We start from the raw sequence: 16477 nt of genomic DNA, 5'->3' as shown, positions 1-16477 counted from the left end.
CCCTGCCACATAATAAAGAAATATATCATTACTAATTTATCAATTTTATTATTAACTAAAAATCAAACGTATGAAAAAGTTTTATCTTTCTCTCGTTGCATTGACGATGCTCTGCATCTCTAATGTAAGTGCGGGTACACGCGTGCTGTTCTCGCAGAACTTTGAAGGCGTGACAAGCTCTGCGGAGACAGGCTGGACTTATGGTGGTGAGGCCATGAACATCCTGACTGATGACCAAGGCACGTACTTTGAGTTGTTTGGCGGTGCAACCAACGGCCGTAACGCTGTATTGAATTGGGGTGCCGAAGTCTATGGTGAGAATGCCTCTATCCTTGAAGATGGCAAATATACCTTGACATTCGAATTTTGCCCACAACAACCTTCAAACAACCAGTACAACAGTGCAATCACAGTTGTATCTAACCTTTCCGCTCCGGCCAATCAGCCTTATATCAACCGCTGGACTTACCTTAAGGATCAAGACGGAAATGAAATCACAGACCCAGCTGCTTATGTTGGCTTCCTCTTTGACCTTTCACAAAAGGCAGATATCGCTACAGGTGATGCATATTTCGTGAATGGTGATGAGTCTAACATTGTTAATCTTACTCAAGGTTCTTGGTACCTTGTTTCTCTCAACGTTGACGTTAATGCTCGTACCATAGAGTACAACGTTAGTGACCTTATGGGTACTACTGTTACTTCCGGTACACGTACAATCCCTGCTACAGAGTGTGACGGCACAGAAATCAGCATGTATGCAGAGGGCTTGAACGTTATGGTTGCACGTTATCAGGCAAGATACTACTTTGATAACATCAGCCTCACTTGCGAGTCTGCTCAGGATGTGGCAAACGACCCTGTTGTGGCTCTCACTGGTCTTGGAAAAGACGAAGAAGGCAATCTTAACCCGAACCTCCGTATTTACACCATCACATTCAAACCTGGTGAGACATTGAAGGTAAAGGGAACTGAGGGTGATGTTGCAGAAGTAAGATACGACGACTGCACTGGTTCTTACAAGTATTCTACTACAACAAGTGGTACATTGGTAGCTTGGACAGAGGTTGGTACTGCTAAGTCTAACGAGATTACTATGGAAGTTGACTGCTCACCTTGTGCTCTCCCTGCAGTTGCCGCTGACGTTATCTCTGTGGAAGAAGGCTTCGCTAAGACGTACAAACTTACTGTAAGCAACGCTGAAGTGCCATTGTCTCCAACATTGTTCATCTCTTACACATTCAATGGCAAGAACGGCACTACATTGAGCGGCGAGGAGCTTCCTACAGGTACCACAGTTACTGTTCCTGAGGCAGGTACTCTGACTGTGACAACATCTGCTTTCGGCTATCAGGCTACTGTAGTAACTATAGAGAACAACATCGAGTACGAGCTTAAGAATAGCTACGACTTTGCCCGTATGACTCCGGAGACAATCAAGGCTGCTGGCTTCGCTGCCATAGAGGATTTGAATTCTGCAACAACAAGTGGTGAGAACAACTGGACAGCCCGCAAGCGTCTCTTCTACTATGACGTCAACCAGCCTGTAATGGGTGAGGATGGCAGCCCTGCTGTTGACGACAAGGGCAACCCTGTTTATACAGCTGTCTATCCATTCGGCTATGTTGCTGACGATTCAGAGTGCGTCATACACCGCTGGGTTATTGCTGACACTGACATGACAGAGGAGAAGGCTGCTGCAACATTCGAGGGTGTTACTCTTTGGAACGGTCTTGCTGCTCAGGTTCTCCAGGGCATCGGTCTTACCCAGAATGCTACAAAGAACAACTACAACACTGTCAAGTTCAAAGGTATCGGTGCTAACGACATCGTGATAGTCAACACAATCAATAGCTATGGCAGCAACTCTATCCACCCTGTATGCGCAACAGCTGACGAGTATTTCGCTCAGGTAAAGGGTGAGGATGTTGCTTATCCAATCGCAAGTACAGGCCGTGAGGTTCTTGGCAGCAAGGCAGGCGGTGCTTACGTTATCGATGAGGAGGACGGCACGAAGACTCTCGGCTTCCAGCTCTATCGTATCGACACAGCCCTTGTCTACGCAAAGGTATTCGGTGTGAAGGGCGGTTCAGTAGGCATCGAGAACATCGGTACCGGTGAGAACGCTCAGAACGCAGGTGCTTACTACAACCTCGCAGGTCAGCGCATCGCGAAGCCTGCTAAGGGCTCTATCTTCATCCACAACGGAAAGAAGATGATCATGAAGTAATCCTCAACGAGGATAATTTATAAACAAAAAGGGACGCCATGAACGGCGTCCTTTTTTGTTGTCGGTAGGTTTCCCTTTGGAAATGTTTCTAATGCGGATTCTGATGATTTCCGTGGATTCTTCGAGTGATAATGTCTTTTTTTTGTTGTAATGCTTTGATAACCAAGGATATAATTGTGTAAAAATGAAAGGTATCGCTTTGCACGTCAAAGCGTTACCTTTGACCATGCAAAACGTTATCTTTCGTCATGCAAAGCGTAACCTTTTGGGAAACCATGATTTCTTCTTCGCAAAACCATGTGTTTTTATACGAAATCACATCTTATGCGCACGGATTTACATTGTTATTTCGTCTGTTTTCATTAATTTTGCGGAAGAAAACAAACATACCTGCATTTTCCTTATCAAACTAACCGTAAAAACTGTAAAAACATATACCATGCGCAAAAAGATAATCCTACTGTTCCTTTCCTGCTTCTCACTCGTGCCGGTGAATGCCGATGAGCTTGTATGGTTCGGCAATGGGAAGCCTGTGACGCTTTCCGTGCAGAAACGTACCGACCCGGTGGTCACTGTCGCACTGAGGATGTTCAATTCCGACATGCGGATGGTGACGGATGCGGAGCCGCAGCGTGCCGACATGAAGCGTGCGACAATACAAATCGTTCAGCTTGACAAGGCCGGAAAGGCGGAGAAGCAATGCCTCATGAAAGCCGGTGTTGACACGGATTTCCTGCGGAACGGCACGGATGCTTTTGTTGTCAAAGTCCATGAAGGACGCATTCTTGTGGCAGGCGGCAACGGCAGGGGCACGGCTTATGGCCTGCTCGAACTGAGCCGCATCGCCGGTGTGTCGCCATGGGTATGGTGGGGCGATGTCACTCCCGAGCGCAAGCCGCGCCTTACAATCGCCACGGACTACATGACAAAGCAGAGCGCGTCGGTGGAGAAGCGCGGCATTTTCATTAATGACGAGGACTGGTCATTGCGCCCGTGGAGCAGCAGTGACGGACGGCGCATAACGACAGACACCTATCGCCGTGTTTTTGAGCTGCTCCTGCGCCTTCGCGCCAATGCCGTATGGCCTGCGATGCACGAGGGAACGGAGGCGTTTTTCGCCAATCCCCGGAACAAGATTGTCGCCGACAGCTGCGGAATATTCATCGGCACATCCCATTGTGAGCCGCTTTTGAGGAACAATGTCGGCGAGTGGAAGGTCAAGGAGCGTGGCGCATTCAACTACCGAACGAACCGTGAGGCGGTGCAGAACTACTGGACAGACCGCCTGAAAGAGGTCAGCAAGTCCTCGACAAACATGTTCACCATCGGCATGCGAGGAATACACGACGGTTCGATGGAGGGCTACAAGACTGCCGATGAGAAGTTCCACGCCTTGCAACAAGTCATCGACGACCAGCAGCAGCTTATCGCGAAACATATCGGTGACCCACGGAAGCAGATGCAGGTCTTTGTGCCTTATAAGGAAGTCCTTGAGCTTTACACGAAAGGACTGCGCGTTCCGGAGACCGCAACCCTGATGTGGTGCGACGACAATTATGGGTACATAACCCGCCTGTCCGACCCTCGCGAGCAGCAAAGGCAGGGAGGCGCCGGTGTCTATTATCACCTCAGCTATTGGGGACGCCCTCATGACCATCTTTGGCTGACGACCACGCAGCCGGGACTCATCTTCCATCAGATGCGTCAGGCTTATGACCATAATGTGCGCAAGCTGTGGATTGCCAATGTCCATGACCCGAAAGTATCTGCTTACGACCTTGAACTGTTCCTCGATATGGCGTGGAATATCGACTGTGTAAACGGCAGCACTCTTGACAATCATCTGAAACAGTGGCTCACAACGCAGTTCGGGGCGGAGGCAGCCAATGCACTTGCCCCGGCGATGAAGGAGTTTTACAGGCTTTGCGGTATCCGTCGCCCGGAGTTTATGGGATGGTCACAGGTGGAAAGGGACAAGAAAATCTACGACCGCGGTCTCTCTCCGGTGCGCAACAGTGAGTTCTCCACCACACAGTTCGGCAATGAACTCGACCGTTATCTTGATGATTACCACCGCATTGTGGCTGTTGTCGACAGTGTAGCAAAGAGGAATATCCCGGCACGCCTTCACGATGCGTTCTTCGCAGCGGTGGAGTACCCTGTGAAATCAGCAGCCTTCAATGCCGTGAAAATGCTTGAAGCGCAGCGTGCGCGCCAGCTTTCCAACGGCAAACAGGCAGAGATGAAGGCGGCATGTGTAAGGAGTCTTGACGCTTATCGCAGGGTTATGGTGATGACCGACTATTATAATAATGATCTGGCGAACGGCAAATGGCATGATATTATGGACAACAATCCTCGCCGTCTGCCGTCGATGGGTGCGCCTGTCCTGCCTTATCTCTTCACGGATGAGGATGTCAAGGCGGCTTCTGCAACGGAAACCAACGCCCGGAAGTATCACGCCATAGACCTTGACGGTGTCGTGGCGCGCAACGCATCGTCCTTCACCACCGCTCCGGAGGGCACTGCGCCAGTCAAGATGTTAGGTCATTCGATGAACGCTGTGCCACTGCAGAAGGGCGGCACACTGACCTATGACTTCACATTTGACCACGAGGGCGAGGCGAATCTGACAGTTGCCCTTATCCCGACGCAGCCGAACGACAGCGGTGACTTGCGCTTCCAAGTGAGCATTGACGGAGCAGAGCCGACGGTGTTCTCACAGAAAGAGCCGTTCCGTTCCGAGCAATGGAAGGTGAATGTGCTGCGCGGACAGGCACGGCGCACGCTGAAAGTCAATCTCTCAAAGGGCAGTCACAGGCTTGAAATCAAGGCTCTTGACCCGAATATTGTCGTTGACCAGTGGATGATTGATCCGAACCTGAAGCGCGGAACGCATTACCTGATTCCGGTGAAATAATGGGACAATACTGACAATATTGACACTACTGTCAGTATTGTCATAAAAACAACCTAATCAAAAATGAAACATCTACTCGCATCTTTACTGATAATATCCTCCTCTCTGCCAACTTTTGCAGCCGGCAGCATGACCAATGTGCCGGAGGAAAAGGACATGAAAGCCTACCTTATGGTCTACCATAAGGACGAGGACCACGGCCTGCACATGGCAATCAGCCGTGACGGACGCCGGTTTACGGCACTCAACGATGACAATCCCGTCATCGCCGGCGACACCATTGCCATGCAGAAAGGCATCCGCGACCCACACATCTATCGCGGACCTGACGGCGCTTTCTACATGACCATGACCGACTTGCATGTCTTCGGGCAGCGTGACGGCAAGCGCACGACGGAGTGGGAACGTCCGGGCAAAGACTATGGCTGGGGCAACAACCGTGGCATCGTGATGATGAAATCATGGGATTTGCTCCATTGGAGCCACACTGTGCTGAACTTTGACACACTCTTCCCGGCATGGAAAGAGATAGGTTGCGCATGGGCTCCTGAGACTTTCTACGATGACAAGGCAGGGAAACTCATGGTGCATCTGACCATGCGCCAAAGGAAGGATGCCAACAAACTCTATTATGTCTATGTAAATCAGGATTTCAATGCCATGGAATCCGAGCCGAAAGTCCTTTTCCGCCACAACGATCCGAAGGTTTCGGTCATCGACGGTGACATCACCAAGGTTGGCGATGCTTATCATCTGATGTACGTCAGCCACGAACGGCAGGCAGGAATACGGCATGCCGTGTCCGACAGTCCCACGGGCGAGTGGACGGTCTCTGACGGTTATGTCGACGCATCGCCTGTCGGTTGTGAGGCACCTACCGTGTTCAAGCGCATCGGTGAGGATGTTTGGGTGGTGATGTATGACATCTATCGCCAGAAACCGATGACCTTCGGTTTTGTGGAGACCACGGATTTCAAGACCTATAAAGACCTTGGGGAGTTTAACAACGGCAAGATGCGCATGCTAAACTTCTATTCCCCGAAGCACGGTGCTATCGTGCAAATCACCGGAGAAGAGGCTGACCGGCTGGAGAAGCATTGGAAGGAGAATCCGAAAGGTTATAATGCCTATCGTCCTGTGACAGAGCCGAACAAGGCAAACCCTGTCATCGAAGGCTTTTTTGCCGACCCTGAGATACTTTATTCAGAGAAGACAGGCCGCTATTACCTCTATCCAACCACCGACGGTGCTGAGGAATGGCGCAACCATGATGCGGAAGTCTACTCCTCAGCCGACATGAAGACATGGCGGCATGAGGGCAAGGCACTTGACCTGAGGACAGATGTGGCGTGGGCAGACAACTGCCTTTGGGCGCCGTGCATCATAGAGCGCAAGTACGGAAAGGGAAAGAAAGCGAAGTACAAGTACTTCTACTATTTTGTCGCCAACGGCAATATCGGTGTGGCAACGGCAGACAATCCCGCAGGACCGTTCAAGGATGCGCTCGGCAAACCTATGATTCCGAATCCCGAAAGCGGACCGATGCGCGGGCATATCATCGACCCTGATGTGTTCCATGACCCTGTCAGCGGAAAGTATTACCTGTATTGGGGCAATTCGTTCCTTGTCTGTGCGGAGCTCAATGATGACATGCTGTCGGTGAAGGATGAGACTCTGACCTATGTAATCCCACGAGGCGAGCAGCGGAAGTTCCGTTACAATGAGGCAAGCTATGTCTTCTACCGCAACGGAAAGTACTACTTCATGTGGTCGGAGAACGACACTCGCAGTACGGAGTACCGTGTGCGCTACGCCATGGGTGACTCTCCGACGACAATAACGGAACCTGTCAAGGACGCTGTCGTCCTCCGCAAAGACCCTGACCGTCAGATTTACGGCACAGGTCATCATGCTGTCATCTGCAAGCCGGGCACAGATGAGTGGTACATCGTCTACCACCGTTTCCAACGTCCTGACGGCTTGAAGCGCGGATGGTCGGCAGGCTACTACCGTGAGGTGTGCATCGACAGGATGTATTTCAACTCTGACGGCACCATAAAGCCCGTAAAGCCGACATTGTAAGTTGGAAGGTATTGGGTCGTTGGCTGTGGGTTTTAGTCATCAATAATAGCAAAACAAATTCATACCAACACCCCTGAACCTATAACCAACACCCGGAAATTGATGAAAAGTTGTTTGATAATATGTATTTTTTCCACTATTGTAGATTTTCATGGTTAGCACAATAGTAAGGAGAAGGGTCGGCATCTCGTGAGAAATGCCGGCCCCTGTTTTAGTTTGTAAAAGCGTTTTTATGCAATGTTTCCACACAAAGGATGTGGTCATCCTTGTTGCTGCTTCAGCTCTTCAAGGAATCTTTCGATCTTTCTCATAAGTTTCTTTGGCATCTTGCTGTCAAGGAAATGCCTGAAATGCGTAACACTGTGCGTGTCGGTTCCTGCCAGACTGTAATAGCCCTTGTCAAGAAGCCATTGCGCGTTCTTCTCCGCTGCAGGGCCGTAGATTCCTGTCAGGGCAGGGATATTGAGCTGGAAGATTATGCCAAGGCTGTGCAGTTCCTCGTAGTCCTCTGGCTCCATGTACTGGTAACGGCATGGATGGGCAAGGACAGGGTGCAGCCCTGACACCTTGATGTCTCTCAGAGTCTCCTTCATGTTGATAGGAGGGTTGAAGTAACTTGTCTCCACCAGCAGCTTGTCCCCTTGCAGTGGCAGTTTTGATGCGCGTTCAAGGCAGAACTCTCTGTCAATCATGTGTTCCGCGGCAAGGTGCAGCTGTATCGGACCATCATAAGGAAGGCTCTCGAAACGGTGCTGCAAATCCTCGGGACTGTTGGGGTGTTCTTCCATTATATGTGGCGTAAGCCATACCTCACGGACACCATGGCGGTGCATCATGTCAAGAATCCGCAACGTGTTCTCCACAGTCTTCACACCGTCGTCTACTCCGGGGAGAAGATGGCAGTGGCAGTCGGTGAAATCGTTCAGCAGGGCGGACTCCGAAACCTTTATCTTGGATTTGAAGAAAAACATAATCTCGTATTTTCCTGCAAAGTTCAGCAAAATAATTGATATATGCAAATGTTGGGCATAGAAAAAAACTTTATGTTTTTAAAAATCTGTTTCTTGAAGAGCAAAAAAAACAGTGATGACAGAAGTTTTTGATGGCAAAAAAGCCGCTTAATGTGCCGGTTTGTTGAGGAAAATCAGTATCTTTGCAAAAGATAAGCTGCACATCAGCAAACCAAGAATCAACCACTAAGCCATACATTAATAACAAAACAATGAGAAAAAAACATAACCCCGAGTCCGCAATCCGCATTCTTACGCGTGGCAAAGCCCTTGCCTCGGGACTTTTCATGCTGCTTTTCGTTCCACTTTCTGCCCAACAGCTGTTCACTGCCAATGACGTCAGCGGCAAGGCAGCGGAACGCTCCATGCAGTATTTTCCCGAGGGTAATGACTTCGTTTGTGTGAACGGCAAGAACCGTTTCACACGACCGCTGTACGGCACGCACACCGTCTGGCGGTTGGAGACGAGCGACCGCCCCGTGTTTGCTGTCTACAACAAGCCGAAAAGCTGGCACATTGCATTCCGGATGATGCTTGACGGCAACACCATTGCCCTCGATTCCACCGACTACTGCAAGGCGCGCTACACTCCGGGGCGCAGGTATTACACGCTGAAAGACAAGCGTATGGGCAGCGGAACGCTGTCCGTCACCGCCATTCCGATGGCAGACAAAGAGGGCGCGATATGGGTTTTCCGCACGGACAAGGTGAAAATGCGCCTGCGTTCGCAGATAGGCGACATACGCGCGAAGAAACTTCAGCGCAACGGCGACCTTGGTGTGGACAAGGCGGACAGCTTTGAAGCCTCGCTGACAGCCTCGCCGACCTGTGCGGAGCATGATTTCTCGAAGAACGAATTGTATATAATATATGAGGACAATGCTCTCCGACGTGTCACCACGGCTGAGGGACGAAAGCTCTATGCAAAGGCTGAAGAGGCACGGAAAGCGTTGGTTTCGCAGTTGGAGATTGTCACTCCCGACCCTTACATGAACACACTCGGCGGTGCACTCATGGCGGCTGCCGACGGCATTTGGGACGGTGAGGTGTGGCTCCACGGTGCCAATGCGTGGCGAATGCCGCTGAGTGGCTGGCGTGCTGCCTACGCAGGTGACTGCTTGGGGTGGCATGACCGCGCACGGAAGCATTTTGACAACTATGCAAACTCGCAGGTCACAGACCGCGAACCGATATATCCGCATCCTACGCAGGACGCGAAAATGAACAACGCACGTGCCGAAAAGAAGTGGGGGACGCAGATGTACAGCAACGGATACATCTGCCGCAACCCGAACCGCAACAACCAGATGCACCATTACGACATGAACCTTTGCTACATCGATGAGCTCATGTGGCACCTCTGCTGGACAGGCGATGTCGATTATGCAAGGAAGATGTGGAATGTCATCACGCGCCATTTGGAGTGGGAAAAGCGCAATTTCGACCCGAATGATGACGCACTTTATGACGCTTATTGCTGCATTTGGGCGAGCGATGCCTTGTACTACAACAGTGGGGCGGTGACGCATTCCTCGGCTTACAACTACCGCGCGAACAGGCTGGCGGCACGGATTGCCGAACTGATTGGCGAGGACGGCAGCCGGTATGCACGCGAGGCGGAGCGCATAAAGGCGGCGATGAATGCGCGCCTGTGGATGGAGGATAAAGGCTGCTGGGCTGAGTTAGAGGACTTTATGGGACACCGTGACCTGCACACCTCGCCTGCCGTGTGGACAGTCTATCACGCCATAGACTCCGATGTGAGCGATATTTTCCAATATTACCGTGCCACGAAATATGTCGACCGTGAGATTCCGCACATCCCTGTGACGGGAAAAGGGCTGGAGGGCGACTACCATACCATCAGCACAACCAACTGGATGCCTTACGCATGGAGCATAAACAATGTGGCGTTTGCCGAGGTATGGCATACGGCACTGGCTTATTGGCAGGCCGGCAGACCGGAAGAGGCGTACCGACTGTTCAAGAGTTCGGTGATTGACGGCATGTATCTCGGGCATTGTCCTGGCAATTTCGGGCAGATAAGCCATTACGACCGCGCCCGCGGCGAGTGCTACCGTGACTTCGGCGACCCTGTCGGCATGGCGTCAAGGGTGCTGGTGCAGGGGTTGTTCGGCATAGCTCCGGACTTGCTCAATGATAAGGTGAACATCACGCCGGGCTTTCCTGCCGCATGGGATTATGCTTCCCTGCACTCCACGGACATAGACATCGACTTCCGGCGCAAGGGTTTTACAGAAACTTATACAATAAAACCGCGCTTCATGAAGTCTGCCGATGTGGTGCTTACCATACCCGCCTTGCTCGACAGTTACGACGCTGTGACGGTCAACGGGCGGCGTGTCACTCCGCAGAATGCCGTGAGTGTGGGACGCGCACGCATTGTTGTGAAATGTCCGTATGCAAAGGAAATCAAGGTGGTGGTGAAGTGGAGCGGTTCGCCGATTGACTATGACCGCAGCCAACCGTCAGAGACAAAGCAATCATTTGCCCTCGCAAGGCAGGGAAAAGTGGAGTGGTGGACATTCTCAGAGTCGCTTTCCGTTACTGCGAGGTCTAAAAAAGACTATGGCACGGTGCTGCCAAACACCGATGAAATGGCGGTTTTTCGCATGATAAACCTTGACAGTGTGGTCAATGCAAGCGTGACAGACATCTTCCGCAACACGTATGCCTCACCTCGCTCTCCTTACACTACGCTGCAGATACCGTTACAGGGTATCGGTGAGTGGTGTCACCCGAAGGACACGGCGGACATAGACGACAAAGGATTCCGTGGGAAAATCACCGACGGAGTGTTCCGCATGCCACAGGGAGTGCCGTTCCGTTCCTATAAAGAGGGTAGGAACATAGCCTTCACTTCGTTGTGGGACAACTATCCCGACTCGGTCAGTGTCGCCCTCGAAGGCAGTGGCAAAGGGATGTATCTGCTTCTTGCGGGCAGCACGAACCACATGCAGTGCCGTCACCGCAACGGACTTGTGACGGTGGAATATGCAGACGGCACAAGCCGAGAGCTGGAACTTCGCAATCCGGACAACTGGGCTCCGATAGAGCAGGAGTTCTATGTCGACGGCAAGGCGTTCCGCATCGACACTCCGCGCCCTTACCGCATTGCACTTGCATCGGGTATTGTCAGCAACGACATGGACAAGGCTCTCGGACTGAAAGGTTTCACTTCGCGCACCATTCCCGGTGGTGCGGCGACAGTGCTTTACATCCCTCTTCAGGAAAACAAGCCTTTGAAGTCCCTGCGCCTGACGACAAGTGCCAACGATGTTGTCATAGGTCTGATGGCTGCGACAATAGTTGAGTAATTCTTTTTGTCTATATGTAAGTGAAACAATAAAATCACTTACAAAACGAGAGGTGTTTTGGTGGTTTTTATAAACCGAAACACTAATGGATGTTAAAGCATAGGCGACATTACGAAAGGTAACGCTTTGCATGGTGAAGCGTTACCTTTTGCCAAACAAAGTGTTACCTTTTGCATGGCGAAAGGTAACCTTTCATTTTGTCACTCAATGCATTCTGCTCTGAGGAAGGATGCCGTGGGATTTCCAAAATGCTTTTTCCTACATGCAAAAATCTACTTTCCCAACATATATAAACACAAAAACGGCGCGCCTGCCGGTTATGGCAGACACGCCGTCTGGTGTGTTTATGTGTTTATGAGACTTTACGTTACACGATGCCCTGAGCCATCATTGCCTTGGCAACCTTCATGAAGCCGGCAACGTTTGCGCCCTTCACGTAGTTGATGTAGCCGTTCTCCTCTGTGCCATACTTCACGCAGTTCTCGTGGATGTTCTCCATAATCCAGTGGAGCTTGTTGTCAACCTCCTCGGCAGACCATGAGAGACGGCCGGAGTTCTGTGACATCTCGAGACCTGAAACTGACACGCCGCCGGCGTTTGCTGCCTTGCCCGGAGCGTAGAGAATCTGCGCATCCTGGAACACTTTGATAGCGTCAGGAGTACAAGGCATGTTGGCACCCTCTGATACAGCTATCACGCCGTTTGCCACAAGAGCCTTCGCTGCCTCCTCGTTGATTTCGTTCTGTGTTGCGGAAGGGAGCGCAATCTCGCATCCTGTCTCAAACCAAGGCTTCTTGCCGGGAACGTATTTCGCTGTAGGATATTCGTCTGCGTACTCCTTGATGCGTCCGCGCTGGATGTTCTTCAACTCCATGATGAAGTCGAGTTTCTCGCGGTCGATGCCGTCCGGGTCATAGATGTAGCCGTCGGAATCAGACATTGTCATAGGAATGCCGCCGAGCTGGAGCACCTTCTCTGCTGTGTACTGTGCCACATTGCCCGCACCGGAGATGAGCACCTTCTTGCCCTTCAGTTCGATGCCTCGTGTCTTGAGCATCTCGCAAAGGAAATATACGTTGCCGTAGCCTGTTGCCTCAGGACGGATGAGTGAACCTCCGAACTCGCGGCCCTTGCCTGTCAGCATGCCGGTGAACTGGTGAGTGAGCTTCTTGTACATGCCGAACATGTAGCCGACCTCACGTCCGCCGACGCCGATGTCGCCTGCAGGAACGTCCTCGTCAGCACCCACGTGGCGGTAAAGCTCTGTCATGAAAGCCTGGCAGAAGCGCATCACCTCGTTGGCAGACTTGCCGCGTGGTGAGAAGTCTGAACCACCCTTCGCGCCACCCATAGGGAGAGTTGTCAGAGAGTTCTTGAAAGTCTGCTCGAAAGCGAGGAATTTCAGGATGCCGAGGTTCACGGATGCGTGGAAGCGGATGCCTCCTTTGTAAGGGCCGATGACATTGTTGTGCTGCACGCGGTAGCCCATATTTGTCTGAACCTTGCCTTTGTCGTCAACCCATGACACACGGAACTGGATGATGCGGTCTGGGATGCAGAGACGCTCGATGAGGTTTGCCGCCTCGAACTCCGGATGCTTGTTGTACTCTTCCTCGATGGTTGGAAGTACCTGACTTACTGCCTGGATGTATTCCGGCTCATTTGGAAATCTCTGTTTGAGAGTTTCGACAACTTGTGCTGCGTTCATAATCTTTGCTGTTTTTATTTGTTGAATTGTTTTATCCTTTTACCTTATTACTTGTTTATAAAAGCAAAGCATCTTGTTTTGTGGTTGCAAAATTACAAAGAAAGTTTGAAATACACAACAAAATGACCGAAAAAATACACGAACAGACTACATTTTGTAAGTTATGCGCTGTTTTTTGCGCTTCCAATAGAAATACATCAATTCCATGAGCCCTTACAGTTGGTGGGACGGAGGAGGATTGCCTGTTGGTGAAATGAAACAAAAATGGCGGTTATCGCAAAACTGAATGTTTGCGATAACCGCCAAAGTGAGGTGATTTTGTCTGTAATTATAAAAAAACAACCTGCAGATTGAGTTTTTTTCTTTTTTTATTTGTACCTTTGTACCCATATAGGAATTCCTATGGTATGTTGCACACTACCGTACCGGTTTCTAAATAAAAAACACTAAAAGTGCTTATGAAACAAATTATTCTGACTGTTGAGGATAACTCGCTAATACCCAAATTGAAGGCTGCGGTTAAATTGCTTCATGGTGTGATAAACGTCAAAGTGGTCAATGTTGATAGCAAAGAGAAAGCTAACAAAGAGACTTTGGAGGCGATAAACGAACTCAGAAGGGGTGATTATGCCGGTAAACTTGACAATTCTTCGAAAGAGGAATTGTTGAAATCCTTGATGATGCTATGACGAAAGAGATACTGTATTCTTCCAAAGCAAAGAAAGATATCAGGAGAATCCGCCACGATGTGAAGAAGATGAGAGAATTGTCTGACGTGTTGTGGCGGTTGGCTAACGGTGAAACTCTTGAGGAAAGATTCAGGGTGCATGCACAGAAAGGAGAATATAAAGGCTGTTTGGAATGTCATATAGAAAGTGATTTTCTCCTTGTTTGGGTAGATGATGACAGCATCCAAGTGGTTCGTGTCGGCAGTCATTCTGAAGTCTTTTGAACTGTTAGGTAATCATGTTTATAGGATATTTGGACGAAAAACAGTTAGGATGAACAGTATTTATATAAAAAGAATTGGCTCATACAACATAAAATCAGTAGAACAGTATGTTAGAGGTAAAGAATCTGCACGCCAGAATAGGCGACAAGGAAATATTGAAGGGTATCAATCTCACGATTAATGATGGCGAGGTGCATGCCATAATGGGACCTAACGGTTCAGGAAAGTCTACTCTCTCCGCTGTACTTGTGGGCAATCCTGCCTATGAAGTGACAGAGGGCGAGGCGTGGTACAACGGCAAGAACCTGCTGGAGATGAAGCCTGAGGATCGTGCCCATGAGGGTCTGTTCCTCTCTTTCCAGTATCCGGTGGAGATACCGGGAGTGTCCATGACCAATTTCATGCGCGCTGCCATCAACGAGAAGCGCAAGTACCATGGTCAGGAACCGCTTAACGCTTCCGAATTCATGAAACTTATGCGTGAGAAGCGTAAGGTTGTGGAGCTTGACAGCAAGCTCGCCCACCGCTCAGTGAACGAAGGGTTCTCCGGAGGAGAGAAGAAGCGTAACGAGATTTTCCAGATGGCAATGCTCGAACCGACACTGTCCATCCTTGACGAGACAGACTCCGGACTGGATGTCGATGCTATGCGCATCGTTGCCGAGGGCGTCAACAAGCTCAGCAATGAGAAGACTTCGACGATTGTCATAACACATTATGACCGTCTTCTTGAGATGATACGCCCGCAGTTTGTGCATGTGCTGTACAAGGGCAGGATAGTGAAGACCGCAGGACCTGAGCTTGCGAAGGAGATACAGGAACGTGGTTTCGACTGGATAAAGCAGGAAGCTGATGGAGAATAGTGCAAGACAGTATGTCGAACTTTACGAACAGTGCCGTGAGACGATAATGTCTCACAGCTGTGAGGCAATGAACGCCGTGCGTGAGGAGGCTTTCGAGAGTTTCCGCAGCAGCGGTCTGCCCGGCAGAAAGGATGAGGAGTACCGCTACACCGACATCCGTGAGATGATGGCTCCTGACCTTGGGCTTAACCTTAACCGTCTCGAAATCCCCGTAGACCCGTACCGGGCGTTCCGATGTGACGTGCCTAACCTTTCCACACAGCTTTATTTCGTGGTCAATGATACGCTTTTCGGCAAGGCTCTCCCCAAGAAAGAGTTGCCGGAAGGTGTTGTCGTGGATTCGTTCTGCAACCGTCAGGACATCGTGGCGCGATATTACAATTCTCTGACCACAGCGGATGCGATAACCTCCCTTAACACCATGCTTGCCGAGGACGGACTTTTGATTTATGTTCCGGAGAACACTGTGGTGGAGAAGACCATTCAGGTGGTGAACATTCTGCGCTCGGATGTGGACATGATGGTCAACCGCCGTGTGCTGATTGTGGCGGAAAAGGGAAGCAAAGTGAAGGTTCTCTTCTGCGACCATGCAGCCGACGACCGCCAATTCCTTACCACTCAGGTGACGGAAATCCTTGCCGGAGAGGGTGCGGACATAGAGGTTTACGGATTGGAGGAGACTCATCAGCGCAATGCTCTTGTGGCAAACACATACATAAGGCAGGAGAGTCGCTCGCGTGTCCACCACAGTCTTATCACACTGCATAACGGAAAAACACGCCAGATGACACGCCTCACGCTTGCAGGTGAGGGTGCGGAATGTTGGCTTGACGGTGCTGTGGTGGCTGACAAGGAACAGCACGTGGACAACAACACGCTCATCGACCATGCCGTGCCTGACTGTGACAGCCACGAATTGTACAAATATGTCCTTGACGGCAATGCCGTAGGTGCTTTTGCCGGCCGTGTACTGGTGCGCAAGGATGCACAGAAGACGATGTCAGAGGAGAGAAACCAGAACCTTCTATCTACGAAAACGGCGCGGATGTACACACAGCCGATGCTCGAAATCTATGCCGATGATGTGAAATGTTCCCACGGTTCGACCGTCGGGCAGCTGAGTGAGAGCGCACTTTTTTACATGCGTCAGCGCGGCATTCCTCTCGAAGAGGCGCGCCTTCTCCTTCAGGCGGCATTCATTTATGAGGTAATCGACGAGATTCCTCTCGAACCTCTGCGCGACCGTCTGCACTATCTCATCGACAAACGCTTCCGTGGCGAGTTGTCAAAATGTGAGGGCTGCAAGCTCTGCAGATAATGGTTGGTTAGATTTTGGGTCATTATTGTCATTATTGACAGTACTGACAATATTGA

Annotated in this window: 10 protein-coding genes; 8 read left to right on the top strand and 2 right to left on the bottom strand. The window is 50.5% G+C overall.

Going from position 1 to position 16477, the window contains the following annotated elements:
* Positions 1–70 precede the first annotated feature (70 nt).
* The 3 genes from E5358_RS00875 to E5358_RS00865 all read left to right on the top strand — a co-directional run bounded on the left by E5358_RS00875 (position 71) and on the right by E5358_RS00865 (position 7232).
* Positions 71–2230 carry a hypothetical protein gene (locus E5358_RS00875; RefSeq protein WP_135938486.1) on the top strand — a complete coding sequence of 720 codons (2160 nt, stop codon included), beginning with the start codon at positions 71–73 and terminating at the stop codon, positions 2228–2230.
* A 439-nt stretch (positions 2231–2669) separates the two neighbouring features.
* Positions 2670–5150 (top strand): glycosyl hydrolase 115 family protein, encoded by a 2481-nt coding sequence (locus E5358_RS00870; RefSeq protein ID WP_135938485.1) that lies wholly within the window; start codon positions 2670–2672, stop codon positions 5148–5150.
* Between the two features lie 63 nt (positions 5151–5213).
* Positions 5214–7232 carry a family 43 glycosylhydrolase gene (locus tag E5358_RS00865; RefSeq protein ID WP_135938484.1) on the top strand — a complete coding sequence of 673 codons (2019 nt, stop codon included), beginning with the start codon at positions 5214–5216 and terminating at the stop codon, positions 7230–7232.
* Between the two features lie 260 nt (positions 7233–7492).
* On the opposite strand, the gene E5358_RS00860 is transcribed toward E5358_RS00865, so the two are convergent.
* Positions 7493–8203, bottom strand: a complete 711-nt coding sequence (locus E5358_RS00860) for a tyrosine-protein phosphatase (protein WP_135938483.1) — start codon at positions 8201–8203, stop codon at positions 7493–7495.
* A 251-nt stretch (positions 8204–8454) separates the two neighbouring features.
* Here E5358_RS00860 and E5358_RS00855 point away from each other — a divergent pair, with 251 nt between their 5' ends.
* A complete protein-coding gene (locus E5358_RS00855; RefSeq protein WP_277821112.1) occupies positions 8455–11580 on the top strand; it encodes a DUF4450 domain-containing protein in 3126 nt (1041 codons plus the stop codon).
* 367 nt (positions 11581–11947) lie between these two features.
* Here E5358_RS00855 and E5358_RS00850 read toward each other — a convergent pair whose 3' ends face one another.
* The gene (locus E5358_RS00850; RefSeq protein WP_135938482.1) at positions 11948–13288 is read right to left on the bottom strand and encodes an NADP-specific glutamate dehydrogenase; all 1341 of its coding nucleotides are present in this window, start codon (positions 13286–13288) and stop codon (positions 11948–11950) included.
* Positions 13289–13746: 458 nt separating this feature from the next.
* On the opposite strand from E5358_RS00850, the gene E5358_RS00845 reads away from it, so the two are divergent.
* The 4 genes from E5358_RS00845 (at position 13747) to sufD (ending at position 16421) form a co-directional block, all read left to right on the top strand.
* Complete coding sequence (locus E5358_RS00845; protein WP_135938481.1) at positions 13747–13977, top strand: hypothetical protein; 231 nt, start codon at positions 13747–13749, stop codon at positions 13975–13977.
* Positions 13974–14240, top strand: coding sequence for a type II toxin-antitoxin system YafQ family toxin (locus E5358_RS00840; protein WP_135938480.1), 267 nt, complete (start codon positions 13974–13976; stop codon positions 14238–14240). The genes E5358_RS00845 and E5358_RS00840 overlap by 4 nt, the downstream gene beginning before the upstream one ends.
* Positions 14241–14347: 107 nt before the next feature.
* A complete protein-coding gene (sufC, locus tag E5358_RS00835; protein WP_135938479.1) occupies positions 14348–15103 on the top strand; it encodes a Fe-S cluster assembly ATPase SufC in 756 nt (251 codons plus the stop codon).
* Positions 15093–16421: a Fe-S cluster assembly protein SufD gene (gene sufD, locus E5358_RS00830; protein ID WP_135938478.1), complete on the top strand. Its 1329-nt coding sequence runs from the start codon at positions 15093–15095 to the stop codon at positions 16419–16421. Before sufC ends, sufD begins: the two co-directional genes overlap by 11 nt.
* Positions 16422–16477 lie beyond the last annotated feature (56 nt).

It is taken from the genome of Palleniella muris (assembly GCF_004792655.1).
In the GTDB taxonomy this organism is placed as follows: domain Bacteria; phylum Bacteroidota; class Bacteroidia; order Bacteroidales; family Bacteroidaceae; genus Prevotella; species Prevotella muris_A.
Note: the sequence above shows the minus strand (reverse complement) of the source record. Positions and strands in the feature narration are given on the sequence as shown.